28 protein-coding genes and 1 pseudogene are annotated in these 25,301 nt (G+C 41.8%); 27 read left to right on the forward strand and 2 right to left on the reverse strand.

Features of this window, described 5'->3' with window-relative positions:
- The first annotated feature begins 98 nt into the window (after nucleotides 1-98).
- The 20 genes from rpsH (at nucleotide 99) to B7717_RS04700 (ending at nucleotide 14,484) form a co-directional block, all read left to right on the forward strand.
- Nucleotides 99-497, forward strand: coding sequence for a 30S ribosomal protein S8 (gene rpsH / locus B7717_RS04605; RefSeq protein ID WP_000245504.1), 399 nt, complete (start codon nucleotides 99-101; stop codon nucleotides 495-497).
- A 187-nt stretch (nucleotides 498-684) separates the two neighbouring features.
- The gene (gene rplF, locus B7717_RS04610; RefSeq protein ID WP_000086623.1) at nucleotides 685-1,221 is read left to right on the forward strand and encodes a 50S ribosomal protein L6; all 537 of its coding nucleotides are present in this window, start codon (nucleotides 685-687) and stop codon (nucleotides 1,219-1,221) included.
- An 83-nt stretch (nucleotides 1,222-1,304) separates the two neighbouring features.
- The gene (rplR, locus tag B7717_RS04615) at nucleotides 1,305-1,661 is read left to right on the forward strand and encodes a 50S ribosomal protein L18 (protein WP_004244055.1); all 357 of its coding nucleotides are present in this window, start codon (nucleotides 1,305-1,307) and stop codon (nucleotides 1,659-1,661) included.
- A gap of 17 nt (nucleotides 1,662-1,678) precedes the next feature.
- Nucleotides 1,679-2,173: a 30S ribosomal protein S5 gene (gene rpsE / locus B7717_RS04620; protein WP_000874204.1), complete on the forward strand. Its 495-nt coding sequence runs from the start codon at nucleotides 1,679-1,681 to the stop codon at nucleotides 2,171-2,173.
- Between the two features lie 13 nt (nucleotides 2,174-2,186).
- Nucleotides 2,187-2,369, forward strand: a complete 183-nt coding sequence (gene rpmD / locus B7717_RS04625) for a 50S ribosomal protein L30 (RefSeq protein WP_000057241.1) — start codon at nucleotides 2,187-2,189, stop codon at nucleotides 2,367-2,369.
- A gap of 144 nt (nucleotides 2,370-2,513) precedes the next feature.
- Nucleotides 2,514-2,954, forward strand: coding sequence for a 50S ribosomal protein L15 (rplO, locus tag B7717_RS04630; RefSeq protein ID WP_000766089.1), 441 nt, complete (start codon nucleotides 2,514-2,516; stop codon nucleotides 2,952-2,954).
- A gap of 12 nt (nucleotides 2,955-2,966) precedes the next feature.
- Nucleotides 2,967-4,277, forward strand: coding sequence for a preprotein translocase subunit SecY (gene secY / locus B7717_RS04635; protein WP_000465385.1), 1,311 nt, complete (start codon nucleotides 2,967-2,969; stop codon nucleotides 4,275-4,277).
- A gap of 145 nt (nucleotides 4,278-4,422) precedes the next feature.
- The gene (locus B7717_RS04640) at nucleotides 4,423-5,061 is read left to right on the forward strand and encodes an adenylate kinase (protein WP_001050433.1); all 639 of its coding nucleotides are present in this window, start codon (nucleotides 4,423-4,425) and stop codon (nucleotides 5,059-5,061) included.
- 116 nt (nucleotides 5,062-5,177) lie between these two features.
- Complete coding sequence (gene infA, locus B7717_RS04645; protein ID WP_001029883.1) at nucleotides 5,178-5,396, forward strand: translation initiation factor IF-1; 219 nt, start codon at nucleotides 5,178-5,180, stop codon at nucleotides 5,394-5,396.
- 24 nt (nucleotides 5,397-5,420) lie between these two features.
- Nucleotides 5,421-5,537: a 50S ribosomal protein L36 gene (gene rpmJ, locus B7717_RS04650; RefSeq protein ID WP_001808836.1), complete on the forward strand. Its 117-nt coding sequence runs from the start codon at nucleotides 5,421-5,423 to the stop codon at nucleotides 5,535-5,537.
- A 17-nt stretch (nucleotides 5,538-5,554) separates the two neighbouring features.
- Nucleotides 5,555-5,920, forward strand: a complete 366-nt coding sequence (rpsM, locus tag B7717_RS04655) for a 30S ribosomal protein S13 (RefSeq protein ID WP_000090781.1) — start codon at nucleotides 5,555-5,557, stop codon at nucleotides 5,918-5,920.
- Between the two features lie 17 nt (nucleotides 5,921-5,937).
- On the forward strand, nucleotides 5,938-6,321 hold the full coding sequence (rpsK, locus tag B7717_RS04660; protein ID WP_001118385.1) for a 30S ribosomal protein S11: 384 nt from the start codon (nucleotides 5,938-5,940) through the stop codon (nucleotides 6,319-6,321).
- Between the two features lie 42 nt (nucleotides 6,322-6,363).
- Nucleotides 6,364-7,299: a DNA-directed RNA polymerase subunit alpha gene (locus B7717_RS04665; protein ID WP_007520800.1), complete on the forward strand. Its 936-nt coding sequence runs from the start codon at nucleotides 6,364-6,366 to the stop codon at nucleotides 7,297-7,299.
- Nucleotides 7,300-7,310: 11 nt separating this feature from the next.
- Nucleotides 7,311-7,697 (forward strand): 50S ribosomal protein L17, encoded by a 387-nt coding sequence (rplQ, locus tag B7717_RS04670; protein WP_000331493.1) that lies wholly within the window; start codon nucleotides 7,311-7,313, stop codon nucleotides 7,695-7,697.
- 263 nt (nucleotides 7,698-7,960) lie between these two features.
- On the forward strand, nucleotides 7,961-8,227 hold the full coding sequence (locus tag B7717_RS04675) for an ACT domain-containing protein (RefSeq protein WP_000644111.1): 267 nt from the start codon (nucleotides 7,961-7,963) through the stop codon (nucleotides 8,225-8,227).
- A gap of 9 nt (nucleotides 8,228-8,236) precedes the next feature.
- On the forward strand, nucleotides 8,237-9,574 hold the full coding sequence (locus B7717_RS04680; RefSeq protein ID WP_042902992.1) for a PFL family protein: 1,338 nt from the start codon (nucleotides 8,237-8,239) through the stop codon (nucleotides 9,572-9,574).
- Nucleotides 9,575-9,810: 236 nt separating this feature from the next.
- A complete protein-coding gene (locus tag B7717_RS04685) occupies nucleotides 9,811-10,506 on the forward strand; it encodes a histidine phosphatase family protein (protein WP_000049280.1) in 696 nt (231 codons plus the stop codon).
- A gap of 157 nt (nucleotides 10,507-10,663) precedes the next feature.
- Nucleotides 10,664-13,165, forward strand: coding sequence for a leucine--tRNA ligase (leuS, locus tag B7717_RS04690; protein WP_000011728.1), 2,502 nt, complete (start codon nucleotides 10,664-10,666; stop codon nucleotides 13,163-13,165).
- 195 nt (nucleotides 13,166-13,360) lie between these two features.
- On the forward strand, nucleotides 13,361-14,056 hold the full coding sequence (locus B7717_RS04695; protein ID WP_084944296.1) for a GNAT family N-acetyltransferase: 696 nt from the start codon (nucleotides 13,361-13,363) through the stop codon (nucleotides 14,054-14,056).
- 11 nt (nucleotides 14,057-14,067) lie between these two features.
- Nucleotides 14,068-14,484, forward strand: coding sequence for a GNAT family N-acetyltransferase (locus B7717_RS04700; RefSeq protein WP_042902985.1), 417 nt, complete (start codon nucleotides 14,068-14,070; stop codon nucleotides 14,482-14,484).
- A gap of 492 nt (nucleotides 14,485-14,976) precedes the next feature.
- Here the strand turns inward: B7717_RS04700 and B7717_RS04705 are convergent.
- Nucleotides 14,977-15,855: pseudogene (locus B7717_RS04705) on the reverse strand (AraC family ligand binding domain-containing protein).
- 75 nt (nucleotides 15,856-15,930) lie between these two features.
- Nucleotides 15,931-17,130: an L-lactate MFS transporter gene (locus tag B7717_RS04710; RefSeq protein WP_084944297.1), complete on the reverse strand. Its 1,200-nt coding sequence runs from the start codon at nucleotides 17,128-17,130 to the stop codon at nucleotides 15,931-15,933.
- A gap of 218 nt (nucleotides 17,131-17,348) precedes the next feature.
- On the opposite strand from B7717_RS04710, the gene B7717_RS04715 reads away from it, so the two are divergent.
- The 7 genes from B7717_RS04715 to rseP all read left to right on the forward strand — a co-directional run bounded on the left by B7717_RS04715 (nucleotide 17,349) and on the right by rseP (nucleotide 25,294).
- Nucleotides 17,349-17,957, forward strand: a complete 609-nt coding sequence (locus tag B7717_RS04715) for an NADPH-dependent FMN reductase (protein ID WP_000779601.1) — start codon at nucleotides 17,349-17,351, stop codon at nucleotides 17,955-17,957.
- 25 nt (nucleotides 17,958-17,982) lie between these two features.
- Nucleotides 17,983-20,394 (forward strand): flavocytochrome c, encoded by a 2,412-nt coding sequence (locus B7717_RS04720; RefSeq protein WP_084944298.1) that lies wholly within the window; start codon nucleotides 17,983-17,985, stop codon nucleotides 20,392-20,394.
- A 287-nt stretch (nucleotides 20,395-20,681) separates the two neighbouring features.
- Complete coding sequence (gene ruvB / locus B7717_RS04725) at nucleotides 20,682-21,680, forward strand: Holliday junction branch migration DNA helicase RuvB (protein ID WP_009013571.1); 999 nt, start codon at nucleotides 20,682-20,684, stop codon at nucleotides 21,678-21,680.
- Nucleotides 21,661-22,245, forward strand: a complete 585-nt coding sequence (locus tag B7717_RS04730; protein WP_001098871.1) for a nucleotidyltransferase family protein — start codon at nucleotides 21,661-21,663, stop codon at nucleotides 22,243-22,245. Before ruvB ends, B7717_RS04730 begins: the two co-directional genes overlap by 20 nt.
- Nucleotides 22,246-22,451: 206 nt before the next feature.
- The gene (locus tag B7717_RS04735) at nucleotides 22,452-23,210 is read left to right on the forward strand and encodes an isoprenyl transferase (protein ID WP_000466700.1); all 759 of its coding nucleotides are present in this window, start codon (nucleotides 22,452-22,454) and stop codon (nucleotides 23,208-23,210) included.
- Nucleotides 23,211-23,218: 8 nt separating this feature from the next.
- Nucleotides 23,219-24,022: a phosphatidate cytidylyltransferase gene (locus tag B7717_RS04740; RefSeq protein WP_084944299.1), complete on the forward strand. Its 804-nt coding sequence runs from the start codon at nucleotides 23,219-23,221 to the stop codon at nucleotides 24,020-24,022.
- 15 nt (nucleotides 24,023-24,037) lie between these two features.
- The gene (rseP, locus tag B7717_RS04745; RefSeq protein WP_084944300.1) at nucleotides 24,038-25,294 is read left to right on the forward strand and encodes an RIP metalloprotease RseP; all 1,257 of its coding nucleotides are present in this window, start codon (nucleotides 24,038-24,040) and stop codon (nucleotides 25,292-25,294) included.
- The last annotated feature ends 7 nt before the right edge of the window (nucleotides 25,295-25,301 follow it).

A 25,301-nucleotide genomic window follows, 5' to 3' on the forward strand; every position in this document is an offset into this window, starting at 1 on the left:
TCAAATTGCCTATTTTTGCTCTTGCTTTTACGCTCTTTGTATCATGTATTAACTAGCAAGTGCAACTTGCAAACTACTAGTAAGAGGAGAAAAACAAAATGGTTATGACTGACCCAATCGCAGACTTCCTAACTCGTATTCGTAACGCTAACCAAGCTAAACACGAAGTACTTGAAGTACCTGCATCAAATATCAAAAAAGGGATTGCTGAAATCCTTAAACGCGAAGGTTTTGTTAAGAACGTAGAAATCATCGAAGATGACAAACAAGGCATCATCCGTGTATTCCTTAAATACGGACCAAACGGTGAAAAAGTTATCACTAACTTGAAACGTGTTTCTAAACCAGGGCTTCGTGTCTACAAAAAACGTGAAGATCTTCCAAAAGTTCTTAACGGACTTGGAATTGCTATCCTTTCAACTTCTGAAGGTTTGCTTACTGATAAAGAAGCTCGCCAAAAGAACGTTGGTGGAGAAGTTATCGCTTACGTTTGGTAATATTTAGCTCCCAATTTCTTTGTGACTCTTCGTTATCGTCTCTTGCCTAACCCAAAGTTATGCCTGCGAGACGATGCCTAGATTCACTTTGAAATTGAAACCTAAATGTTCCTTTAAATCGAGAAATCGATTTAACCCCGTGAAAACTGGCCGTTATGGCCTGACAATTTAACAGGAGAAAATAAACATGTCACGTATTGGTAATAAAGTTATCGTGTTGCCTGCTGGTGTTGAAATCACTAACAATGACAACGTTGTAACTGTAAAAGGACCTAAAGGAGAACTTACTCGTGAGTTCTCAAAAGATATTGAAATTCGTGTGGAAGGTACTGAAGTAACTCTTCACCGTCCAAACGATTCAAAAGAAATGAAAACAATCCATGGAACTACTCGTGCCCTTTTGAACAACATGGTAATTGGTGTATCAGAAGGATTCAAGAAAGAACTTGAAATGCGCGGGGTTGGTTACCGTGCACAACTTCAAGGTAAAAAACTTGTTTTGGCTGTTGGTAAATCTCATCCAGACGAAGTTGAAGCTCCAGAAGGAATTACTTTTGAACTTCCAAACCCAACAACAATCGTTGTTAGCGGAATTTCAAAAGAAGTAGTTGGTCAAACAGCTGCTTACGTACGTAGCCTTCGTTCACCAGAACCATATAAAGGTAAAGGTATCCGTTACGTTGGTGAATTCGTTCGCCGTAAAGAAGGTAAAACAGGTAAATAATGTTGAGTGGTTGATTTATAACCACCAACCTATTTTCCAACTTAGTGCATAGCACACGATTTAAAACTAAAGAGGTGAAAACTGTGATTTCTAAACCAGATAAAAACAAACTCCGCCAAAAACGCCACCGTCGCGTTCGCGGAAAACTCTCTGGAACTGCTGATCGCCCACGTTTGAACGTATTCCGTTCTAATACAGGCATCTACGCTCAAGTGATTGATGACGTAGCGGGTGTAACGCTCGCAAGTGCTTCAACTCTTGACAAAGAAGTTTCAAAAGGAACTAAAACTGAACAAGCCGTTACTGTCGGTAAACTCGTTGCAGAACGTGCAAACGCTAAAGGTATTTCAGAAGTGGTGTTCGACCGCGGTGGATATCTATATCACGGACGTGTGAAAGCTTTGGCTGATGCAGCTCGTGAAAACGGATTGAAATTCTAATAGGAGGACACTAGAAAATGGCATTTAAAGACAATGCAGTTGAATTAGAAGAACGCGTAGTTGCTGTCAACCGTGTTACAAAAGTTGTTAAAGGTGGACGTCGTCTTCGTTTCGCAGCTCTTGTTGTTGTTGGTGACCACAACGGTCGCGTAGGATTTGGTACTGGTAAAGCTCAAGAAGTTCCAGAAGCAATCCGCAAAGCAGTAGAAGATGCTAAGAAAAACTTGATTGAAGTTCCTATGGTTGGGACAACAATCCCACACGAAGTTCTTTCAGAATTCGGTGGAGCTAAAGTATTGTTGAAACCTGCTGTAGAAGGTTCTGGAGTTGCCGCTGGTGGTGCAGTTCGTGCCGTTGTGGAATTGGCAGGTGTGGCAGATATTACATCTAAATCACTTGGTTCTAACACTCCAATCAACATTGTTCGCGCAACTGTTGAAGGTTTGAAACAATTGAAACGCGCTGAAGAAGTTGCTGCCCTTCGTGGTATTTCAGTTTCTGATTTGGCATAAGAAAGGGGATAAAATGGCTCAAATTAAAATTACTTTGACTAAGTCTCCAATCGGACGCATTCCATCACAACGTAAAACTGTTGTAGCACTTGGACTTGGCAAATTGAACAGCTCTGTTATCAAAGAAGACAACGCTGCTATCCGTGGTATGATTACTGCAGTATCTCACTTGGTAACAGTTGAAGAAGTAAACTAATGAATTTTTAGGGGATGTGGCAATACTCATCCCCTAAAACTAGGTATAGTCATCTAAGATGACAATGTATAGGCGAGTTGATAAGGGAGACAACCTTTTCTCTCTTATCGGCGCTAGCATTTTACAAAAGAGGAGAAAATAATAATGAAACTTCATGAATTGAAACCTGCAGAAGGTTCTCGTAAAGTACGTAACCGTGTTGGTCGTGGTACTTCATCAGGTAACGGTAAAACATCTGGTCGCGGTCAAAAAGGTCAAAAAGCTCGTAGCGGTGGCGGAGTTCGCCTCGGTTTTGAAGGTGGACAAACTCCATTGTTCCGTCGTCTTCCAAAACGTGGATTCACTAACATCAACGCTAAAGAATACGCAATTGTAAACCTTGACCAATTGAACGTCTTTGAAGACGGTGCAGAAGTAACTCCAGTTGTACTTATCGAAGCAGGAATTGTGAAAGCTGAAAAATCAGGAGTTAAAATTCTTGGTAACGGTGAGTTGACTAAGAAATTGACTGTGAAAGCAGCTAAATTCTCTAAATCAGCTGAGGAAGCTATCACTGCTAAAGGTGGTTCTGTAGAAGTCATCTAAGAGAGGTGACCCATGTTTTTTAAATTACTAAAAGAAGCGCTCAAGGTTAAACAAGTTCGATCAAAAATTCTCTTTACGATTTTTATCATTCTTGTTTTCCGTATTGGGACAAGTATCACTGTTCCAGGTGTGAATGCAAAAAGTTTAGAAGCTCTCAGTGGTTTATCTTTCTTGAACATGCTTAGTCTTGTTTCAGGGAATGCCATGAAGAACTTCTCCGTTTTTGCACTCGGGGTAAGTCCGTATATCACTGCTTCAATCGTTGTTCAATTGCTACAAATGGATATTTTACCGAAGTTTGTAGAATGGGGTAAACAAGGGGAAGTAGGACGGAGAAAACTAAACCAAGCTACTCGTTATATTGCACTTGTGCTTGCATTTGTTCAATCTATCGGGATTACAGCAGGATTTAACACTCTATCTGGAGCAAAATTATTAACGACAGCGTTAACACCACAAGTCTTTGTTACTATCGGTATTATCCTCACAGCAGGTAGTATGATTGTAACTTGGCTCGGGGAACAAATTACAGATAAGGGATACGGTAACGGTGTTTCTATGATCATCTTTGCAGGTATTGTTGCTTCAATTCCTGAGATGATTAAAGGCATCTATGTTGACTACTTCGTCAATATTCCAAGTAGCCGTTTGACTTCATCTATTATCTTTGTCGTTATTTTGATTATCGCTGTCTTGTTGATTGTTTACTTTACAACCTTTGTTCAACAGGCAGAATATAAAATTCCAATCCAATATACAAAAGTTGCTCAAGGAGCCCCATCAAGCTCATACCTTCCATTGAAGGTAAACCCAGCGGGGGTTATCCCAGTTATCTTTGCAAGTTCCATTACAGCAGCACCTGCAGCCATTCTTCAGTTTTTGAGTGCTACAGGTCATGATTGGGCTTGGGTACGTACAGCACAGGAAATGTTATCTACAACATCTCCGACAGGTGTTGCTATGTATGCCTTGTTGATCATTCTCTTTACATTCTTCTATACATTTGTACAGATCAATCCAGAGAAAGCAGCAGAAAACTTGCAAAAGAGTGGAGCCTACATTCATGGTGTCCGTCCTGGTAAGGGAACTGAAGAGTTCATGTCGAAACTTCTTCGTCGCCTTGCGACTGTCGGATCAATCTTCCTTGGTGTGATTTCAATCTTGCCGATTGTGGCAAAAGATGTCTTTGGTCTTTCAGAAGCTGTTGCTTTTGGGGGAACTAGTCTTTTGATCATTATCTCAACCGGTATCGAAGGAATCAAACAACTTGAAGGTTACCTATTGAAACGTAAGTATGTTGGTTTCATGGATAAAACAGAATAAAAGCAAAATTATTTTTGCTTAGAGAGTGGAGTATGAAGGTCTATCTATCAGAGAGATTTTCGTCTCCCCTCTTCTATTTTGTTTTTAAATAGGGGTTGAAACGAATTTCTGCTTCTATTTAAATACAAAATAAGGAGATCCTATCATGAATCTTTTGATTATGGGCTTACCTGGAGCAGGTAAGGGAACGCAAGCAGCTAAAATTGTGGAGCAATTCCACGTGGCACACATTTCAACTGGAGATATGTTCCGTGCTGCTATGGCTAATCAAACTGAAATGGGTGTACTTGCCAAGTCATATATTGACAAAGGTGAGTTGGTTCCGGATGAAGTTACAAATGGAATTGTTAAAGAACGCCTTTCTCAGGACGACATCAAAGAAACAGGTTTCTTGTTGGATGGTTACCCACGTACGATTGAACAAGCTCATGCCTTGGACAAAACATTGGCGGAACTTGGTATCGAACTAGAAGGCGTGATCAATATCGAAGTGAACCCAGATTGTCTCTTGGAACGTTTGAGTGGTCGTATCATCCACCGCGAAACAGGTGAAACCTTCCACAAAGTTTTCAACCCACCAGTTGACTATAAAGAGGAAGATTATTACCAACGTGAAGATGATAAACCTGAGACAGTGAAGCGTCGTTTGGATGTGAATATCGCCCAAGGTGAACCAATCATTGCTCACTACCGTGCCAAAGGATTGGTCCACGATATCGAAGGAAATCAAGATATCAATGATGTGTTCAAAGACATCGAAAAAGTATTGACAAATTTGAAATAAAGCGTTTTTCACACTTGCAAAAAATCGCTACAAATGTTATACTGAGATAGTCTGACTTATAATTGTTGTCTCTGTTTTCAGAGGCATCGAATCGAAATTTATGGAGGTGCTTTTGCGTGGCAAAAGACGATGTGATTGAAGTTGAAGGCAAAGTAGTCGATACAATGCCTAACGCAATGTTTACGGTTGAACTTGAAAATGGACATCAGATTTTAGCAACAGTTTCTGGTAAAATTCGTAAAAACTATATTCGTATTTTAGCGGGAGATCGTGTTACTGTCGAGATGAGTCCATATGACTTGACACGTGGACGTATCACTTACCGCTTTAAATAATCGAAAAACTTGGAGGGATAAGAAATGAAAGTAAGACCATCGGTCAAACCAATTTGCGAATACTGTAAAGTAATTCGTCGTAATGGTCGTGTTATGGTAATTTGCCCAGCAAATCCAAAACACAAACAACGTCAAGGATAAGATAGAAAGGAGAAAAAATGGCTCGTATTGCTGGAGTTGACATTCCAAATGACAAACGCGTAGTAATCTCATTGACTTACGTTTATGGTATCGGACTTGCAACATCTAAGAAAATTTTGGCTGCTGCTGGAATCTCAGAAGATGTTCGTGTACGTGACCTTACATCAGATCAAGAGGATGCTATCCGTCGTGAAGTGGATGCAATCAAAGTTGAAGGTGACCTTCGTCGTGAAGTAAACTTGAACATCAAACGTTTGATGGAAATCGGTTCTTACCGTGGTATTCGTCACCGTCGTGGACTTCCTGTCCGTGGACAAAACACTAAAAACAACGCTCGCACTCGTAAAGGTAAAGCTGTTGCGATTGCTGGTAAGAAAAAATAATATAGGAGGTAAAAGTCTTGGCTAAACCAACACGTAAACGTCGTGTGAAAAAGAATATCGAATCTGGTATTGCTCATATTCACGCTACATTTAATAACACTATTGTTATGATTACTGATGTGCATGGTAATGCAATTGCTTGGTCATCAGCTGGTGCTCTTGGTTTCAAAGGTTCTCGTAAATCTACACCATTCGCTGCTCAAATGGCTTCTGAAGCTGCTGCTAAATCTGCACAAGAACACGGTCTTAAATCAGTTGAAGTTACTGTAAAAGGTCCAGGTTCTGGTCGTGAGTCAGCTATTCGTGCGCTTGCTGCCGCTGGTCTTGAAGTAACAGCAATTCGTGATGTGACTCCAGTGCCACACAATGGTGCTCGTCCTCCAAAACGTCGCCGTGTATAATCATCGCATTACACTGCTTTTCGTTTAAGAGGGAGTAACTAAATGATTGAGTTTGAAAAACCAAATATAACAAAAATTGATGAAAATAAAGATTATGGCAAGTTTGTAATCGAACCACTTGAACGTGGCTACGGTACAACTCTTGGTAACTCTCTTCGTCGTGTACTACTAGCTTCTCTACCAGGAGCAGCAGTGACATCTATCAACATTGAAGGTGTCTTGCATGAGTTCGACACAGTTCCAGGTGTTCGTGAAGACGTGATGCAAATCATTCTGAACATTAAAGGGATTGCAGTGAAATCATACGTTGAAGACGAAAAAATCATTGAACTTGACGTTGAAGGTCCTGCTGAAATTACAGCTGGAGACATTTTGACTGACAGTGATGTTGAGATTGTAAATCCAGATCATTATCTCTTTACAATCGGTGAAGGTTCTTCTCTAAAAGCGACAATGACTGTTAACAGTGGTCGTGGATATGTACCTGCTGATGAAAACAAAAAAGATAATGCACCAGTTGGAACACTTGCTGTAGATTCTATTTATACACCAGTTACAAAAGTCAACTATCAAGTTGAACCTGCTCGTGTAGGTAGCAATGATGGATTTGACAAATTAACCCTTGAAATCTTGACTAATGGAACAATTATTCCAGAAGATGCTTTAGGGCTTTCAGCACGTATCTTGACAGAACATCTTGATTTGTTTACAAATCTTACTGAGATTGCTAAGTCAACTGAAGTGATGAAAGAAGCTGATACTGAATCTGACGATCGTATTTTGGATCGTACGATTGAGGAACTGGACTTGTCTGTGCGTTCATACAACTGTTTGAAACGTGCCGGTATCAACACTGTGCATGATTTGACAGAAAAATCTGAAGCAGAGATGATGAAAGTACGAAATCTTGGACGCAAGAGTTTGGAAGAAGTGAAACTCAAACTCATTGACTTGGGTCTTGGATTAAAAGATAAATAAAGGAGGAATACATGGCTTACCGTAAACTAGGACGCACTAGCTCACAACGTAAAGCAATGCTTCGCGATTTGACAACTGACCTTTTGATCAACGAATCAATCGTGACAACTGAAGCTCGTGCTAAAGAAATCCGTAAAACTGTTGAAAAAATGATTACTCTAGGTAAACGTGGTGATTTGCATGCACGTCGTCAAGCAGCTGCTTTCGTACGTAATGAAATCGCATCTGAAAACTATGATGAAGCAACTGATAAGTACACTTCTACTACAGCACTTCAAAAATTGTTCTCAGAAATCGCACCTCGTTATGCTGAACGTAACGGTGGATACACTCGTATCCTTAAAACTGAACCACGTCGTGGTGATGCTGCGCCAATGGCGATCATCGAATTAGTATAAAATCATCAATTTTGTTGAGTGTTATGATGATGGAGTCTTGTGCTCTTAGTCTAGCTCTGGTCTACCGCTGGGACTTCGGTCCTAGCGGGAACACTCATCATCATTTGATAGGGTAGACGCTTGTTTACGAAATTGTTTTTTTCTTAAGAACAATTTCGTAAGCAGGCGTTTTTTAGTATTTTCTATGGAAATATGCTATACTAGGAAAAAAGAAAATCAAAAACGTTCAGGTTTTCTAAAAATCGTAGAAATGGGGTATAAGGATGAAGGCTATTATTACAGTGGTTGGTAAGGACAAGGCTGGGATCGTTGCAGGCGTGTCTACTAAGATTGCAGAGTTGGGTTTGAATATTGACGATATTTCTCAGACGGTGTTGGATGAATATTTTACTATGATGGCGGTCGTTTCTAGTGACGAAAAACAGGATTTCACTTATCTACGAAATGAGTTTGAAACTTTCGGTCAGACCTTGAATGTCAAAATCAATATTCAAAGTGCGGCGATTTTTGACGCTATGTATAATATCTAGGAGGTGGCTATGGATATTAGACAAGTTACAGAAACCATTGCCATGATCGAGGAGCAGAACTTCGATATCAGAACCATCACCATGGGGATTTCCCTTTTGGACTGTATTGATCCAGATATCAATCATGCTGCTGAAAAGATTTACCAAAAAATTACCACTAAAGCTGCAAATCTAGTGGCTGTAGGAGATGAAATTGCTGCAGAACTTGGGATTCCTATTGTTAATAAACGGGTATCGGTGACTCCGATTTCTTTAATTGGTGCTGCGACTGATGCGACAGACTATGTTGTTTTGGCAAAGGCTCTTGATAAGGCTGCCAAGGAGATTGGTGTTGACTTTATTGGTGGATTCTCTGCCTTGGTACAAAAAGGCTACCAAAAAGGAGATGAGATTCTCGTCAATTCTATCCCACGCGCTCTAGCTGAGACCGACAAGGTTTGTTCGTCTGTTAACATTGGCTCAACTAAGTCAGGCATCAACATGACTGCAGTTGCAGATATGGGACGTATCATCAAGGAAACAGCGAACTTATCAGATATGGGTGCGGCCAAGTTGGTCGTATTTGCTAATGCTGTTGAGGACAATCCTTTTATGGCAGGGGCCTTTCATGGTGTTGGCGAAGCAGATGTTATCATCAATGTCGGGGTTTCGGGTCCTGGTGTGGTCAAGCGTGCCTTGGAAAAGGTTCGTGGACAGAGCTTTGATGTAGTAGCGGAAACAGTCAAGAAAACGGCCTTCAAGATTACTCGTATCGGTCAGCTGGTTGGACAAATGGCGAGTGAACGCCTTGGTGTTGACTTTGGAATTGTCGATCTAAGCTTGGCGCCAACTCCTGCAGTTGGTGATTCTGTGGCACGTGTCCTTGAGGAAATGGGCCTAGAAACAGTTGGTACGCATGGGACGACGGCTGCCCTCGCTCTTTTGAATGACCAAGTTAAGAAGGGCGGAGTGATGGCTTGTAACCAAGTCGGTGGCTTGTCAGGTGCTTTTATCCCCGTTTCTGAAGATGAGGGGATGATTGCTGCGGTGCAAGATGGTTCTCTGAATTTAGAGAAACTAGAAGCCATGACGGCTATCTGTTCAGTTGGACTGGATATGATTGCCATTCCAGAAGATACGCCTGCTGAAACCATTGCGGCTATGATTGCAGATGAGGCGGCAATCGGTGTTATTAACATGAAAACAACGGCTGTCCGTATTATTCCAAAGGGCAAGGAAGGCGATATGATTGAGTTTGGTGGCTTGCTAGGGACAGCTCCAGTAATGAAGGTCAACGGGGCTTCGTCTGTTGATTTCATCTCTCGCGGTGGGCAAATCCCAGCTCCAATCCATAGTTTTAAAAATTAATAAAAAAGCGAGAGGATTTAAGTTGAGTTTAAGGATGACTGTGTATACTATAATCATTAAATAAAGACCTCCTAACTTTATTTAATAGAAATCCTAAACTTTTTCATAATAATCTCCTAGGGAAGCTACCATGAGGGTAGCTTTTCTTTTGGGTAATTTACAAATGTTGGCTTTGCTTTTGAAAGCCAAATATTTCTTTGATCCATGATATAATAGAAGAAAATGGAGGATAGAAAATGTCTAAAGTAAGATTGTACTTGGTCCGTCATGGGAAAACGATGTTTAACACAATTGGACGTGCTCAAGGATGGAGTGATACACCTCTGACTGCAGAAGGTGAGTTGGGAATCCATGAACTGGGAATTGGCTTGAGAGAGTCTGGTTTACAATTTGATCGCGCTTATTCCAGTGATTCAGGGCGCACCATTCAAACTATGGGAATTATCCTAGAAGAACTTGGCCTGCAGGGGAAAATCCCTTACCGCATGGACAAGCGCATCAGAGAGTGGTGCTTTGGTAGTTTTGATGGGGCCTATGATGGGGACCTCTTTATGGGCTTGATTCCGAGAATTTTCAATGTGGACCATGTTCACCAATTGTCTTATGCTGAACTGGCTGAGGGTTTGGTAGAGGTTGATACAGCTGGCTGGGCTGAAGGTTGGGAAAAACTCAGTGGTCGAATCAAGGAAGGCTTTGAAGCGATTGCCAAAGAAATGGAAGAACAAGGTGGGGGCAATGCTCTCGTCGTAAGCCATGGAATGACCATTGGGACCATTGTTTATCTGATCAATGGTATGCATCCGCATGGCCTCGATAATGGTAGCGTGACGATTCTTGAATATGAGGACGGTCAGTTTAGCGTTGAGGTTGTTGGTGACCGTAGTTATCGAGAACTGGGACGTGAGAAGATGGAAGAGACAAATAATCAATAGAAGTTAGCTCCGATTAGGAGCTAACTTTTTTTCCTGTTAAATAAGTTGGATTTGCGACCCAGTATTTCTTGTTATCCAAGTCTAAAAGAACATTTCTCGTCTTTCAAATTCCCTCAAAAATGGTATAATAGTAACATCACAAAATTGGAGAGAGACCATGAGTTTTTACAATCATAAAGAAATTGAGCCTAAGTGGCAGGGCTACTGGGCAGAACATCATACATTTAAGACAGGAACAGATGCATCAAAACCGAAGTTTTATGCTCTCGACATGTTCCCATATCCTTCAGGAGCTGGATTGCACGTAGGACACCCAGAAGGCTACACAGCGACTGATATCCTTAGCCGTTACAAACGTGCGCAAGGCTACAATGTCCTTCACCCAATGGGTTGGGATGCCTTTGGTTTGCCTGCAGAGCAATACGCTATGGATACGGGGAATGACCCGGCAGAATTTACAGCGGAAAACATTGCCAACTTCAAACGTCAAATCAATGCGCTTGGATTCTCTTACGACTGGGATCGTGAAGTCAACACAACAGATCCAAACTACTACAAATGGACTCAGTGGATCTTCACCAAGCTTTACGAAAAAGGTTTAGCTTATGAAGCGGAAGTGCCAGTAAACTGGGTTGAGGAATTGGGGACGGCCATTGCCAACGAAGAAGTCCTTCCTGACGGAACTTCTGAGCGTGGAGGCTATCCAGTTGTCCGCAAACCGATGCGCCAATGGATGCTTAAAATCACTGCCTATGCGGAGCGTTTGCTTAATGACTTGGATGATCTTGACTGGCCAGAGTCTATCAAGGACATGCAACGCAACTGGATTGGTAAATCAACTGGTGCTAATGTAACTTTCAAAGTGAAAGGGACTGACAAGGAATTTACCGTCTTTACGACACGTCCAGATACCCTTTTCGGTGCGACTTTCACTGTATTGGCGCCTGAGCATGATTTGGTAGATGCTATCGTCAGTCCAGAACAAGCTGAAGCCGTAGCAGACTACAAACACCAAGCTAGCCTCAAGTCTGACTTGGCTCGTACCGACCTTGCCAAGGAAAAAACAGGGGTTTGGACTGGTGCTTATGCTATCAACCCTGTCAATGGTAAGGAAATTCCAATCTGGATCGCCGACTATGTTCTTGCGAGCTATGGAACAGGTGCCGTTATGGCTGTGCCAGCCCACGACCAACGTGACTGGGAATTTGCCAAACAATTTGACCTTCCAATCGTAGAAGTGCTAGAAGGTGGAAATGTAGCAGAAGCTGCCTATACTGAAGATGGTCTTCATGTCAATTCAGACTTCCTAGATGGACTGAACAAAGAAGAAGCGATTGCTAAAATTGTGGCTTGGTTGGAAGAGAAAGGTTGTGGACAAGAGAAGGTTACCTACCGTCTCCGCGACTGGCTCTTTAGCCGTCAACGTTACTGGGGTGAGCCAATCCCAATCATTCATTGGGAAGATGGGACTTCAACAGCTGTTCCTGAAAGTGAATTGCCACTTGTCTTGCCAGTCACCAAGGATATCCGTCCTTCAGGTACTGGGGAAAGCCCATTGGCTAACTTGACCGACTGGTTGGAAGTGACGCGTGAAGATGGTGTCAAAGGTCGTCGTGAAACCAACACCATGCCACAATGGGCTGGTTCAAGCTGGTACTACCTCCGCTATATTGACCCGCACAATACTGAGAAATTGGCTGATGAGGACCTCCTCAAACAATGGTTGCCAGTAGATATCTACGTGGGTGGTGCAGAGCATGCTGTACTTCACTTGCTCTATGCTCGTTTCTGGCACAAATTCCTCTATGACCTCGGTGTTGTTCCGACTAAGGAACCATTCCAAAAACTCTTTAACCAAGGGATGATTTTGGGAACAAGCTACCGTGACCACCGTGGAGCTCTTGTAGCGACTGATAAGGTTGAAAAACGTGACGGTTCTTTCTTCCATGTGGAAACAGGAGAAGAGTTGGAGCAAGCACCAGCCAAGATGTCTAAATCACTCAAGAACGTTGTCAATCCAGACGATGTGGTGGAACAATATGGTGCCGATACCCTTCGTGTCTATGAAATGTTCATGGGACCACTTGATGCTTCTATCGCTTGGTCAGAAGAAGGCCTGGAAGGAAGCCGTAAGTTCCTCGACCGTGTTTACCGTTTGATTACAAGTAAAGAAATTGTTGCGGAAAATAATGGTGCTCTTGACAAGGTTTATAACGAAACCGTTAAATCTGTTACTGAGCAAATCGAATCCATGAAATTCAACACAGCTATTGCCCAACTTATGGTCTTTGTCAACGCTGCTAATAAGGAAGACAAACTCTATGTGGACTACGCCAAAGGCTTTATCCAATTGATTGCCCCATTTGCACCTCATTTGGCAGAAGAACTCTGGCAAACAGTTGCTGCAACAGGTGAGTCCATCTCTTATGTAGCTTGGCCAACTTGGGACGAAAGTAAATTGGTTGAAGATGAAATCGAAATCGTCGTCCAAATCAAAGGAAAAGTTCGTTCCAAATTGATGGTTGCTAAAGACCTATCACGCGAAGAATTGCAAGAAATCGCTCTGGCTGATGAAAAAGTTAAAGCAGAAATTGACGGCAAGGAAATCGTGAAGGTGATTGCGGTACCTAACAAACTCGTTAATATCGTCGTTAAATAACGAGTTTATTATCTCTATCTGCCACCTTCAATAGTCCACTGGACTATTGAAGCCAACTAAATTGGTTAATATTGTTGTGAAATAAGATAGGAATCCTCCAGAGCTGAACTCTGGAGGATTTTTTGAATTTTTTCATGAAAGTATGATATACTATGTGCAATTATAAAGTTTGAAAAGTAAAACAAGGAGAAAACAATGCCAGTAAACGAATATGGTCAGATAATTGGTGAGCCAATGAAAGGTTATACACCAGGTGAATTGCCTTCCATTGATTTCTTAGAAGGGCGCTACACTCGGATAGAGCCTCTTTCGGTGGAAAAGCATGCGGAGGATTTATTAGCTGTTTATGGTCCGGATACTCCTCGGGAGATGTGGACCTATCTCTTTCAGGAACCAGTGGCAGATATGGAGGAACTGGTTACCGTCTTAAATCAGATGTTGGCTCGTAAGGACCGTTTTTACTACGTGATTATAGACAAGGCAACTGGTAAGGCTTTGGGAACTTTTTCTCTCATGCGCATTGACCAGAATAACCGAGTAATAGAAGTGGGAGCTGTCACTTTTTCTCCAGAACTCAGGGGAACACGTATAGGGACAGAGGCTCAATATCTCCTAGCTCGCTATGTTTTTGAAGAGCTTAACTATCGTCGCTATGAGTGGAAATGCGATGCTCTAAATCTGCCATCAAGACGAGCTGCGGAACGTTTGGGCTTTATCTATGAAGGCACCTTCCGCCAGGCAGTTGTTTATAAGGGGCGCACGAGGGATACGGATTGGCTCGCTATGATTGATAAGGACTGGCCTCAAGTTAAAGCTCGTTTGGAAACATGGTTGGCTCCTGAAAATTTTGATAAAAATGGACGGCAGTACAAGAGCTTGAGAGAATTCTAAGAGGTGTTGGGATGATAACTATTAGAAAGCAAGAAATCGTCAAGCTAGAGGATGTTTTGCATCTCTATCAGGCAGTTGGATGGACAAATTATACACATCAACCTCAGATGTTGGAGAAGGCCTTGTCTCACTCATTAGCGATTTATCTAGCACTTGATGGTGATGCTGTGGTGGGCTTGGTCCGTTTAGTCGGAGATGGTTTTTCATCGATTTTTGTCCAGGATTTGATCGTTTTGCCTAGCTATCAACGCCAAGGGATTGGTAGCGACTTGATGAAAGAGGCTTTAGGTGATTACAAAGATGCCTATCAAGTCCAACTAGTGACCGATCAGACAGAAAAAACCTTGGGATTCTATCGATCTCTGGGATTTGAAACCTTATCTACTTATGACTGTACAGGAATGATTTGGGTGGATAGAAAAAGATAAAAAAATATTTTTTCTTAAGTAAAGTTTAAGTATCCTCTTGTATCATATAGTTATTAAATAAAGACCTCCTAATACTCTTCGAAAATCTCATCAACCTTCGTTAGAGTCGACTTAGCTAACTATAGTTATGCTTGCGCCTATCTGCCTAGTCTGATTTCGATTTTCATTGAGTACCCTTTATTTAATGAAATCCCAAACTTTTCTTTTTCATCATAATCTCCTAAAGAAGTCACCCAATCAGGTGGCTTTTTTATGACTTGGGGAGGAAAAATCCATTTGAAAAAAATTTTTTAAAAAATGATAAATCAGAGAAAAAGTTAAGTTAGCTTTAAGATTCATCTTGTATCATATAATCATTAAATAAAGACCTCCTAACTTTATTTAATGAAATCCTAAACTTTTCTTTTTCATAATAATCTCCCTAAAGAGGCCACCCAATCAGGTGGCTTTTTTGTTTGAAAAAACTCCTTAGAAAAGACTAAGGAGAAAGAATCATGTTTTCCTTTTAAGTTGTTGGTTTCGATACTGTCTAGGTGTTAGGTGATAGTGTTGCTTAAATTGACGGTTAAAGTTTGAAAGGTTGGTGAAACCGACTTGACTTGCAATTTATTGAATACTGAGGTTGGTTTGGACGAGTTTCTCACAGGATTTCTCAAGACGTAACTGGAGCAGGTAGTCCATACAGCTGGCTCCAGTATGTTGCTTGAAAATACTCATAAAGTGATTTTTACTATATCCAAATGTTGCAGCTAGTTGCTCGATATGAATGGCTTCTGAGTAGTGCTGTTCAAGGTAACAAATCACTTCTTTTAGTTTTTGGTATTTTTGGTAGGTATCATCTGTATAGTGTCGATTGACATATCGATACTTAAAGAGAAGATGAAGCAATTCGTATAGTTTAGATTTTATGAGTAGGTCGTAGTATATGCCTTTTTCTTCAAGGATAGAAAAGAGGGAAAGAAGGCAGGATTGAATTTGATCATAGGCCTTATCGCCTGGTGATATTTGAGGAGTGAGGCAAAAGTGACCAGAGTGGAGGGGTTGGATATAGCGTTGGCTAAAGCTGTCAATTTGACTTCTACCAAGATAATCTAGATGAATCCGAAAGCTGGTAGAAAATAGTTCTTGATCTTTGTGAGAATAGATAGCATGGAGAGAGGTCGGTTGGATAAGAAAAATATCTCCTTCACGACTTTCAAAGTGTTCTGAGTTGATATGAACGATAGCAGAACCCTTTGTAACGTAAATAATCTCTAGCTCAGGATGACAATGATAGATTGTGTCAGGAGACGTTTTGGATAGGATTTGTTTTTCAAAATCATATGGGAAGTCAGATGGGTTATCTCGTAAGAAACGTAAACGGTCTGCCATGGTAAATCCTCCCAATATTCTATTACTACTTTTATTATACCAAAAAAACTTCCTTATCTAGGAAGTTTTCGAGTTTTAAGCTTTCTTTTTCATATAAAAAATAGTAAGCATAAGTCCAATGAAGGCCAAAGCGATAGCAACATAAAAAGCTACACTATAATTTCCATTATTAGCCATTGCCATTTGAACTGCGACTTTTGGAGCGAAAAATGCTGCTAAAGAATATCCAGTGAAGACGATACCGTAGTTGACTCCTTGATTTACAGGACCGTAATTTTCCATGACGATAGATGGGAAGACCCCCATAACACCGCCAAAGCAGATACCAAGTCCAATAATTCCTAAGGTAAACCCAAATTGACCAGGAACGATTGTTAGGGAGAATAAAGCTAGGACAATGACAGAATAGATAATCAATAAGGTCTTTGAACGACCGATTTTATCAGAAAGGGATCCCCATATAAAACGACCACTAGAGTTTGCGATTGAATAAAGAGAGACATAGAGAGCTGCAGTGCCTGCAGAGAGTCCAAACATTGATTGACCGATTGGTGATGCTTGAGAGGCAATCATCAAACCAGAAAAGGCGCCAACAAAGAACATGCTAATGATAATGTAAAACAGAGGACTTTGTAGCATTTGTTTCCAGTTTTTATTAGTAGGTCCTTGTTTGGTTGGGATAGGAGCTTTCCAGCCTGCTGGTTGGTAGCCGCTTGGAGCTGCCTTAATAAAGAAAATTGCACAGATGATAACAACAATATAGACTAGCCCAATTGTACGAAAAGCAAAGAAGGCATCTTGTTTTTGAATGAGATTGCTCGCGACTGGAGAAGCGATGACTGCGGCAAATCCCATGCCACCTGTCAGAATTCCAGAGGCTAAGCCACGTTTATCAGGGAAGAGGCGAAGTGAATTGGAGAGGGCACCTGAATAGGCAAAACCTTGACCAAGCCCGGCCATTAATCCATAGGTCAAATAAAGCATGGCTGGTGAATTGGCATAGCCGGTTAAGTAAAATCCGCTAGCAAATAGAAGAGCGCCGAGGGCGATGGTCCATTTTACATAACCTTTGTCAACTAAATAACCTCCGAGAATCATGGGGATAGGGCCGATTGCAGAGTTGATAGCAAATGCTAACATAATATCAGACATGGACCAGCCTGTTGAACTGCTAAGTGGTCCGGCAAAAACAGAAAAGGAATAGACGGCACCTGTACAAAGAAGAATGGCTGTAGACGCGACTAAAATCCTCCAACGATTGAATGTCTCTTTCATAAAAACATCCTCCTTAAATGTATATTTTTTCACCAAGACTATATCATAGTTAAGGAAGCTGGTCAATAGTTTAAGAAGATATTTTGTTAATTTTTTCACGAACTTGTACTAAAGTACGATAATCTGATAGAATAACACGGTCTTTATTATCAAGGATTTACAAGATTTTCTAAAGTAGTATAATGAAAGTAGATTAAATAAATGAAAGGGGTACCAAGATGAAACTAGTTGCTATCGTTGGAACCAATTCAGATCGCTCAACCAATCGGAAACTCTTGAAATTTATGCAAAAGCACTTTTCGGATAAAGCCGACATTGAGGTATTGGAAATCAAACAATTGCCAGCATTTAACGAACCTGAGGACAAGCAAGCGCCAGCTGAAGTTCAAGCTTTTTCAGAAAAAATTCTTGCCGCAGATGGTGTCATTATTTCAACACCTGAGTACGACCACACGATACCAGCACCTTTGGCCTCTGCTTTGGAGTGGATTGCTTATACCAGTCGTGCCTTGGTTAACAAACCAACTATGATTGTCGGAGCTTCTCTCGGTTTGCTAGGAACATCTAGAGCGCAGGCGCACTTGCGTCAGATTTTAGATGCGCCGGAGCTTAAAGCGAGAGTTATGCCTGGTACAGAGTTCTTTCTAGGTCATTCTGAGCAAGTCCTAGATGATGAGTGTCATTTGAACAATCCTGAAAAGGTTGCAGAACTAGAAGAACATTTTTCAGAGTTTCAAAACTTTGTTGAATTAACAAAGGCTTTGGTCAAACCAGAAGATACAAATCGTAAGAAATCTTTCATTTGGGAAGAATGGTTGAAAGCATAAGTATTTCAAGAAAGGAGAACAATCCATGAAATTAGTAGCTATTGTTGGGACTAATGCAAAAAAATCCTATAATCGCAACCTCTTGCAATTTATGAAAAGACATTTTGCTCAGAAAGCGGATATTGAGATTTTAGAGATAACAGATGTACCAATGTTCAATGAAACAGATGATCAAACAGATACACCTATTATTCAGAAGTTTAATCAAGCTATTTCAGAAGCTGATGGTGTCATTATCTCGACACCCGAGCACAATCATACGATTCCATCAAGTTTGAATAGCTTGCTCGAGTGGTTGTCTTTTAACATTCATCCGCTAGACGGAAAGCCGACAATGATTGTCGGAGCTTCTTACGATATTCAAGGTTCTTCACGTGCCCAACTTCATCTTCGTCAGATTCTGGATGCTCCTGGGGTAAATGCAACAGCTATGCCAGGTAGTGAGTTTTTACTTGGTCGAGCGCATCGAGCGTTTGATGACAATGGAGATTTGATTGATGAGCGAACCGTTGATTTCCTAGATAGTTGTTTTTATCGCTTCCTTCGCTTTGTATCCGTCGCAAACCAACTAAATCTTCCTGAAGAAGTCCGCTTTGAACCGGGGACTTACCATGTTACAACTGAAGGCCATAATGGTAAATTACCGATGGATGTAACGGTTTCTGAGGACCGTATTGAAAAAATCGAAATCGATTCTTCTGGAGAATCTTCAGGAATCGCAGATGTCGTCTTTACCCGTATTCCAGCAGAAATCATTGAGGGGCAAACATTAAATGTTGATGCGGTGTCAGGAGCTTCTGTGACTTCAAATGGTGTTTTAGATGGAGTTGCGCGTGCAGTCAAACAAGCCGGTGCAAATCCAGATGTTTTACGGAAGCGTTCAAAAGCGCCATCTGCCCTAGATAAAGAAGATAAGACCTATCAGGCAGATGTTGTCATCGTCGGAGGCGGAGGAGCTGGATTAGCTGCAGCGGCTGCAGTCTTACAAGCTGGTAAGAAGCCAATTGTTGTTGAGAAATTTCCTGCAATTGGAGGAAATACTGTTCGTGCAGGTGGTCCAATGAATGCACCAGATCCAGCATGGCAAGGAACCTTCGCAGCTCATCCAGGTGAGGCACATACGCTTCAAGAATTGATTGCGACAGATGAATCAACGATTGATCCAGAATATCTAGAGGACTTTAGAGCCTTGAAAGTTGAGGTTGAGCAGTATTTGCAGGACCCGAGCTATTTGTTCGATTCTACCTTGCTCTATCGTATCCAAACCTATATCGGTGGGAAACGAAAAGATTTACAAGGGAATGAAATTCATGGCCAATACGATTTGGTTTCTGTTTTAACCGAACGGGCCCTAGAGTCTGTTCGTTGGTTGGAAGACATCGGTGTTGAATTTGTTCGTAGCGAAGTGACAATGCCAGTTGGAGCCCTTTGGCGTCGTGGCCATAAGCCGGTTCAACCAATGGGGTATGCCTTTATATCTGTCCTACAAAAATATGTTCTAGAACATGGTGGCAAGATTTTGACAGATTCTCCAGTTAAAGAATTGCTTGTAAAAGACGGGGCTGTCAAGGGTGTCAGAGCAGAAGGTCGAAACGGTCAAACCATCATTGTCAATGCAGATGCCGTTGTTCTAGCTTCTGGAGGATTTGGTGCCAATACCAAGATGCTACAAAAATACAATACCTACTGGACTGAAATTGCAGATGATATTGCTACATCTAATACACCAGCTGTGACAGGAGATGGTATTCTTTTAGGGCAAAGTGTAGGTGCAGATTTGGTGGGTATGGGCTTTAGTCAAATGATGCCAGTATCCGATCCAGTGACAGGAGCTCTTTTCTCAGGACTTCAAGTTCCTCCAGCAAACTTCATCATGGTAAATACTGAAGGGAAGCGCTTTGTAGATGAGTACGGTAGCCGAGACAAGCTATCTCAAGCGGCGATTGATAATGGAGGCTTGTTCTATCTAATCGCAGATGAACGTATCAAGGAAACTGCCTACAATACTAGCCAAGAAAAAATCGATGCCCAAGTCAAAGCAGGTACTCTTTATCGTGCAGATACGATAGAAGAGTTGGCGGTTCAGATTGGTGTGGATCCACAAGTTCTAGTGGAAACGATTAAGAATTACAATTCCTATGTAGATGCAGGTTTTGATCCTGAATTTAATAAAGGTAGTTTTGATCTCAAGTGTGAGGTTGCGCCATTTTACGCAACACCGAGAAAACCGGCCGTTCACCATACAATGGGTGGACTCAAGATTGATACTTCAACACACGTTTTGAATGAAAACGGTCAGATTATCCCTGGTTTGTATGCTGCCGGAGAAGTCGCAGGTGGACTCCATGCAGGTAACCGTCTAGGAGGAAATTCGCTTACGGATATCTTTACTTTTGGACGTATTGCAGGTCAAACAGCTGTTAAAGAAAATTGTTAGTGATTGATTTAAAAATTAAGGGAATTTTAAGTCTCCTTGTGTATTATATAATCATTAAATAAAGACCTCCTAATACTCTTCGAAAATCTCATCAACCTTCGTTAGAGTCGACTTAGCTAACTATAGTTATGCTTGCGTCTATCTGCCTAGTCTGATTTCGATTTTCATTGAGTACCCTTTATTTAATGAAATCCTAAACTTTTCTTTTTCATAATAATCTCCCTAAAGAGGCCACCCAATCAGGTGGCTTTTTTGTTTGTGGCTTGGATTTTTGATATAATAGAGCCATGAGTAGAATTTTAGATAATGAGATCATGGGGGATGAGGAGTTGGTAGAACGTACCCTCCGTCCCCAGTATTTACGTGAATATATCGGGCAGGATAAGGTCAAGGACCAGCTGCAAATCTTTATCGAAGCTGCCAAAATGCGGGATGAAGCGCTGGACCATGTGCTCTTATTTGGGCCTCCAGGTTTGGGGAAAACGACCATGGCCTTTGTCATTGCCAATGAACTGGGAGTCAATCTCAAGCAAACGTCTGGTCCTGTCATTGAAAAAGCAGGTGACTTGGTAGCGATTTTGAATGATTTGGAGCCTGGAGACGTTCTCTTTATTGACGAGATTCATCGCCTGCCCATGTCGGTGGAAGAGGTGCTTTACAGTGCCATGGAGGACTTCTACATTGATATCATGATTGGTGCTGGTGAAGGCAGTCGCAGTGTTCATTTGGACTTGCCACCATTCACCTTGATTGGTGCGACGACACGTGCGGGGATGCTTTCTAATCCTCTACGAGCACGTTTTGGGATTACGGGTCATATGGAATACTATGCCCATGCTGACTTGACGGAGATTGTTGAGCGGACAGCAGATATTTTTGAGATGGAAATCACTCATGAGGCAGCTACTGAGCTGGCCTTACGTAGTCGTGGAACTCCTCGTATCGCCAATCGTCTCCTCAAGCGCGTGCGCGACTTTGCCCAGATTATGGGAAATGGGGTTATCGATGATGTCATTACCAATAAGGCTTTGACCATGTTAGATGTAGACCATGAAGGTTTGGACTATGTGGACCAGAAAATCCTTCGCACCATGATTGAGATGTACGGTGGTGGTCCTGTCGGATTAGGTACTCTCTCCGTTAATATTGCCGAGGAGCGCGAGACGGTCGAAGATATGTACGAACCTTACCTCATCCAGAAAGGTTTCATCATGCGAACTCGTTCTGGACGGGTGGCAACTGCTAAGGCATATGAGCATTTAGGTTATGAATACAGTGAAAAATGAGCAAGATTTTTTAGAGGTTTTTAGAGAAAATCCAGATATGATGACTATTCTGACCATCATTCGTGACCTTGATTTGAAAGACTCGTGGTTGGCAGCAGGTTCTGTCAGGAATTTCATCTGGAATCTCTTGTCTGATAAATCGCCTTTTGATAGTGAGACGGATGTGGATGTGATTTTCTTTGATCCAGATGTTTCTTATGAGGAAACAGTATCCCTAGAGAAAAAACTGAGAGAAGATTTCCCTCAGTATCAGTGGGAGTTGAAAAATCAGGTCTATATGCATCAGCACAGTCCCCACACTGCGCCTTACACGAGTTCTCGTGATGCTATGAGTAAGTATCCTGAACGCTGTACGGCGATAGGGCTTCGCTTGCATGCCGACGCAACTTTAGAGCTCTTTGCGCCCTATGGTATAGAGGATATTTTGAATTTTAAGGTATCCCCAACTCCTCATTTTTTAGAGAATGAGGACCGAATGAAGCTCTATCAAGAACGCTTGTCCAAGAAAAATTGGCAAGAAAAATGGAAAAATCTGACTTTCTCAAAAAACTTAAGAAAAATTTAAGTTAGGGACGGTATACTAGGTTCATAAGTTAAGAGGAACTTAACTTAAACTCCTAAAACTTTTTCATAATAATCTCCCTATAAAATTAAGTCGCCCAATCAGGCGGCTTATTTTTTGTCTGTACGGAGAGCTAATAACTTAGCAATAGAAGAAAATAGGGAAATATGGTATAATGAAACGATAGATTTTTGAATAGGAATAAGATCATGTTTGGATTTTTTAAGAAAGATAAAGCTTTAGAAGTCGAGGTTCCAACACAGGTTCCTGCTCATATTGGCATCATCATGGATGGGAATGGTCGTTGGGCTAAAAAACGGATGCAACCACGGGTTTTTGGTCATAAGGCGGGAATGGAAGCCCTCCAAAAGGTAACCAAGGCAGCTAACAAGATGGGAGTTAAGGTCATCACGGTTTATGCCTTTTCAACGGAAAATTGGACGCGCCCAGATCAAGAAGTCAAGTTTATCATGAATTTGCCAGTCGAATTTTATGATAACTACGTCCCTGAATTGCACGCAAATAACGTTAAGATTCAGATGATTGGGGAGACAGACCGTTTGCCTAAGCAGACTTTTGAAGCTTTGAAAAAAGCAGAGGAATTGACCAAGAACAATACGGGCTTGATTCTCAATTTTGCGCTTAACTATGGTGGCCGTGCTGAAATTACGCAGGCTCTTAAGGGCTTGGCTCAAGATGTTTTAGATGCTAAAATCAACCCTGGTGATATCACAGAAGATATGATTGGGGACTATCTTTTCACGCAACACCTGCCAAAGGATTTGCGGGATCCGGATTTGATTATCCGTACGAGTGGTGAGTTGCGTTTGAGTAATTTCTTGCCATGGCAAGCAGCCTATAGTGAGCTTTACTTTACGGATACCTTGTGGCCTGATTTTGATGAAGCCGCCTTGCAGGAAGCTATTGCTGCTTTTAACCATCGCAATCGCCGTTTTGGAGGAGTTTAGGAGAAGATATGACCAAGGATTTACAAAAGAGAACATTGTTTGCGGTATTGGCCCTGGCGATTTTCCTTCCAGTCTTGTTTGCGGGAGGGCTCCTGTTGCAGATAGGGATTGGCTTGTTAGCGATGCTAGGTGTCCATGAACTCTTGCACATGAAGGGGCTAAAGACTATGACCATTGAGGGTGCTTTGACTCTTTTTGCGACCTTCGCTCTCACAGTTCCTTTAGAAAATTACCTAACTTTTTTGCCTGTTGATGGGAATGTGGTTGCCTATAGTGTTTTGATTACCATAATGCTAGGGACGACCGTCTTCAGTAAAAACTATACGATTGAAGATGCCGCTTTTCCAATTGCTGTGAGCTTTTATGTTGGTTTTGGCTTCAATGCCTTACTAGATGCTCGGGTGGCAGGTTTTGACAAGGTACTTTTGGCCCTTTTTATCGTTTGGGCGACAGATAGCGCAGCCTACCTGACAGGGATGAATTTTGGCAAGCATAAGTTGGCTCCGAGAGTTTCTCCCAATAAGAGCATTGAGGGCTTTATCGGAGGTATTCTAGGTGCGGTACTGGTAACAGCAATCTTCATGCTTGTAGACAGTACAGTTGCTCTCCCTTATGGAATTTATAGAATGAGCCTCTTTGCCGTCTTCTTCAGTGTGGCAGGTCAGTTTGGTGACTTGATTGAGAGTGCTATGAAACGCTATTTTGGTGTCAAGGATTCTGGGAAATTTATCCCGGGGCATGGTGGTGTATTGGATCGTTTTGACAGTATGCTAGTTGTCTTTCCTATCATGCACTTATTTGGCCTGTTTTAAAGAAAGGAATATTGAATGATTGGATTGCTAACCTTTATCCTCGTTTTTGGGATTATTGTGGTGGTGCATGAGTTTGGACATTTTTATTTTGCCAAGAAATCGGGCATTCTAGTTCGTGAATTTGCCATTGGTATGGGGCCCAAGATTTTTTCCCATATCGGTAAGGATGGCACTGCTTATACCATTCGAATCCTTCCTCTAGGAGGCTATGTTCGTATGGCAGGCTGGGGTGATGATGCGACAGAAATCAAGACAGGAACTCCAGTCAGTTTAACACTTGCCGATGATGGTAAGGTCAAACGGATCAACCTCTCAGGGAAGAAGTTGGATCAAACGGCTCTTCCTATGCAGGTAACCCAGTTTGACTTTGAAGACAAGCTCTTTATCAAGGGCTTGGTCTTGGAAGAAGAAAAGATTTTTGCAGTAGATCATGATGCAACGGTTGTTGAAGAAGATGGAACCGAAGTACGCATTGCCCCTCTGGATGTACAGTACCAAAATGCTTCTATCTGGGGTAAGCTCATCACCAACTTTGCAGGTCCTATGAATAACTTTATCTTAGGTGTTGTTGTTTTTTGGATCTTGATCTTTTTGCAGGGCGGTGTTAGAGACACTCAGACCAATCTCTTTCATGTCATGCCAGAAGGAGCTTTGGCTAAGGTGGGCGTAGCTGAGACCGCTCAAATCACCAAGGTCGGCTCGCATGAGGTTAAGAATTGGCAAGACTTGACCCAGGCTGTGGAAGCAGATACCAAGGACAAGACAGCCCCGACCTTGGATGTGACCATTTCTGAAAATGGTAGCGAAAAACAAGTCACTGTGACGCCAGAAGAGAATCAAGGACGTTATATTATCGGGGTTCAATCAGGGGTCAAGTCAGACTTTCTATCCATGTTTGTTGGTGGATTTACAACTGCAGCTGACTCAGGACTTCGTATCCTTTCGGCTTTGAAAAACTTGATTTTCCATCCAGATTTGAACAAACTCGGCGGACCCGTTGCCATTTTTAAGGCAAGTAGCGATGCTGCTAAAAATGGTCTTGAGAATGTCCTCTATTTCCTAGCTATAATTTCCATCAATATCGGGATTTTTAACTTGATTCCTATCCCGGCTTTGGATGGTGGAAAGATTGTGCTCAATATCCTAGAGGCTATCCGCCGGAAACCCCTTAAACAAGAAATTGAAACCTATGTCACCATGGCTGGTGTAGTTATCATGGTTGTCTTGATGCTAGCTGTGACCTGGAATGACATTATGCGACTCTTCTTTTAGATAATCG

Source organism: Streptococcus oralis subsp. oralis (assembly GCF_002096495.1).
GTDB classification, from domain to species: Bacteria; Bacillota; Bacilli; order Lactobacillales; family Streptococcaceae; genus Streptococcus; species Streptococcus oralis_CU.

What these genes read in the sequence shown, in the direction of transcription:
- B7717_RS04730 (WP_001098871.1), top strand. Translation starts at nt 21,661, where the DNA reads ATGAATACAGTGAAAAATGAGCAAGATTTTTTAGAGGTTTTTAGAGAA.
- B7717_RS04680 (WP_042902992.1), top strand. Translation starts at nt 8,237, where the DNA reads ATGGATATTAGACAAGTTACAGAAACCATTGCCATGATCGAGGAGCAG.
- rseP (WP_084944300.1), top strand. Translation starts at nt 24,038, where the DNA reads ATGATTGGATTGCTAACCTTTATCCTCGTTTTTGGGATTATTGTGGTG.
- leuS (WP_000011728.1), top strand. Translation starts at nt 10,664, where the DNA reads ATGAGTTTTTACAATCATAAAGAAATTGAGCCTAAGTGGCAGGGCTAC.
- B7717_RS04695 (WP_084944296.1), top strand. Translation starts at nt 13,361, where the DNA reads ATGCCAGTAAACGAATATGGTCAGATAATTGGTGAGCCAATGAAAGGT.
- rpsE (WP_000874204.1), top strand. Translation starts at nt 1,679, where the DNA reads ATGGCATTTAAAGACAATGCAGTTGAATTAGAAGAACGCGTAGTTGCT.
- B7717_RS04740 (WP_084944299.1), top strand. Translation starts at nt 23,219, where the DNA reads ATGACCAAGGATTTACAAAAGAGAACATTGTTTGCGGTATTGGCCCTG.
- rpsM (WP_000090781.1), top strand. Translation starts at nt 5,555, where the DNA reads ATGGCTCGTATTGCTGGAGTTGACATTCCAAATGACAAACGCGTAGTA.
- B7717_RS04710 (WP_084944297.1), bottom strand. Translation starts at nt 17,130, where the DNA reads ATGAAAGAGACATTCAATCGTTGGAGGATTTTAGTCGCGTCTACAGCC.
- ruvB (WP_009013571.1), top strand. Translation starts at nt 20,682, where the DNA reads ATGAGTAGAATTTTAGATAATGAGATCATGGGGGATGAGGAGTTGGTA.
- rplO (WP_000766089.1), top strand. Translation starts at nt 2,514, where the DNA reads ATGAAACTTCATGAATTGAAACCTGCAGAAGGTTCTCGTAAAGTACGT.
- rplF (WP_000086623.1), top strand. Translation starts at nt 685, where the DNA reads ATGTCACGTATTGGTAATAAAGTTATCGTGTTGCCTGCTGGTGTTGAA.
- B7717_RS04720 (WP_084944298.1), top strand. Translation starts at nt 17,983, where the DNA reads ATGAAATTAGTAGCTATTGTTGGGACTAATGCAAAAAAATCCTATAAT.
- rpmD (WP_000057241.1), top strand. Translation starts at nt 2,187, where the DNA reads ATGGCTCAAATTAAAATTACTTTGACTAAGTCTCCAATCGGACGCATT.
- B7717_RS04700 (WP_042902985.1), top strand. Translation starts at nt 14,068, where the DNA reads ATGATAACTATTAGAAAGCAAGAAATCGTCAAGCTAGAGGATGTTTTG.
- B7717_RS04715 (WP_000779601.1), top strand. Translation starts at nt 17,349, where the DNA reads ATGAAACTAGTTGCTATCGTTGGAACCAATTCAGATCGCTCAACCAAT.
- B7717_RS04685 (WP_000049280.1), top strand. Translation starts at nt 9,811, where the DNA reads ATGTCTAAAGTAAGATTGTACTTGGTCCGTCATGGGAAAACGATGTTT.
- rpmJ (WP_001808836.1), top strand. Translation starts at nt 5,421, where the DNA reads ATGAAAGTAAGACCATCGGTCAAACCAATTTGCGAATACTGTAAAGTA.
- B7717_RS04675 (WP_000644111.1), top strand. Translation starts at nt 7,961, where the DNA reads ATGAAGGCTATTATTACAGTGGTTGGTAAGGACAAGGCTGGGATCGTT.
- B7717_RS04640 (WP_001050433.1), top strand. Translation starts at nt 4,423, where the DNA reads ATGAATCTTTTGATTATGGGCTTACCTGGAGCAGGTAAGGGAACGCAA.
- rpsH (WP_000245504.1), top strand. Translation starts at nt 99, where the DNA reads ATGGTTATGACTGACCCAATCGCAGACTTCCTAACTCGTATTCGTAAC.
- B7717_RS04665 (WP_007520800.1), top strand. Translation starts at nt 6,364, where the DNA reads ATGATTGAGTTTGAAAAACCAAATATAACAAAAATTGATGAAAATAAA.
- rplQ (WP_000331493.1), top strand. Translation starts at nt 7,311, where the DNA reads ATGGCTTACCGTAAACTAGGACGCACTAGCTCACAACGTAAAGCAATG.
- secY (WP_000465385.1), top strand. Translation starts at nt 2,967, where the DNA reads ATGTTTTTTAAATTACTAAAAGAAGCGCTCAAGGTTAAACAAGTTCGA.
- B7717_RS04735 (WP_000466700.1), top strand. Translation starts at nt 22,452, where the DNA reads ATGTTTGGATTTTTTAAGAAAGATAAAGCTTTAGAAGTCGAGGTTCCA.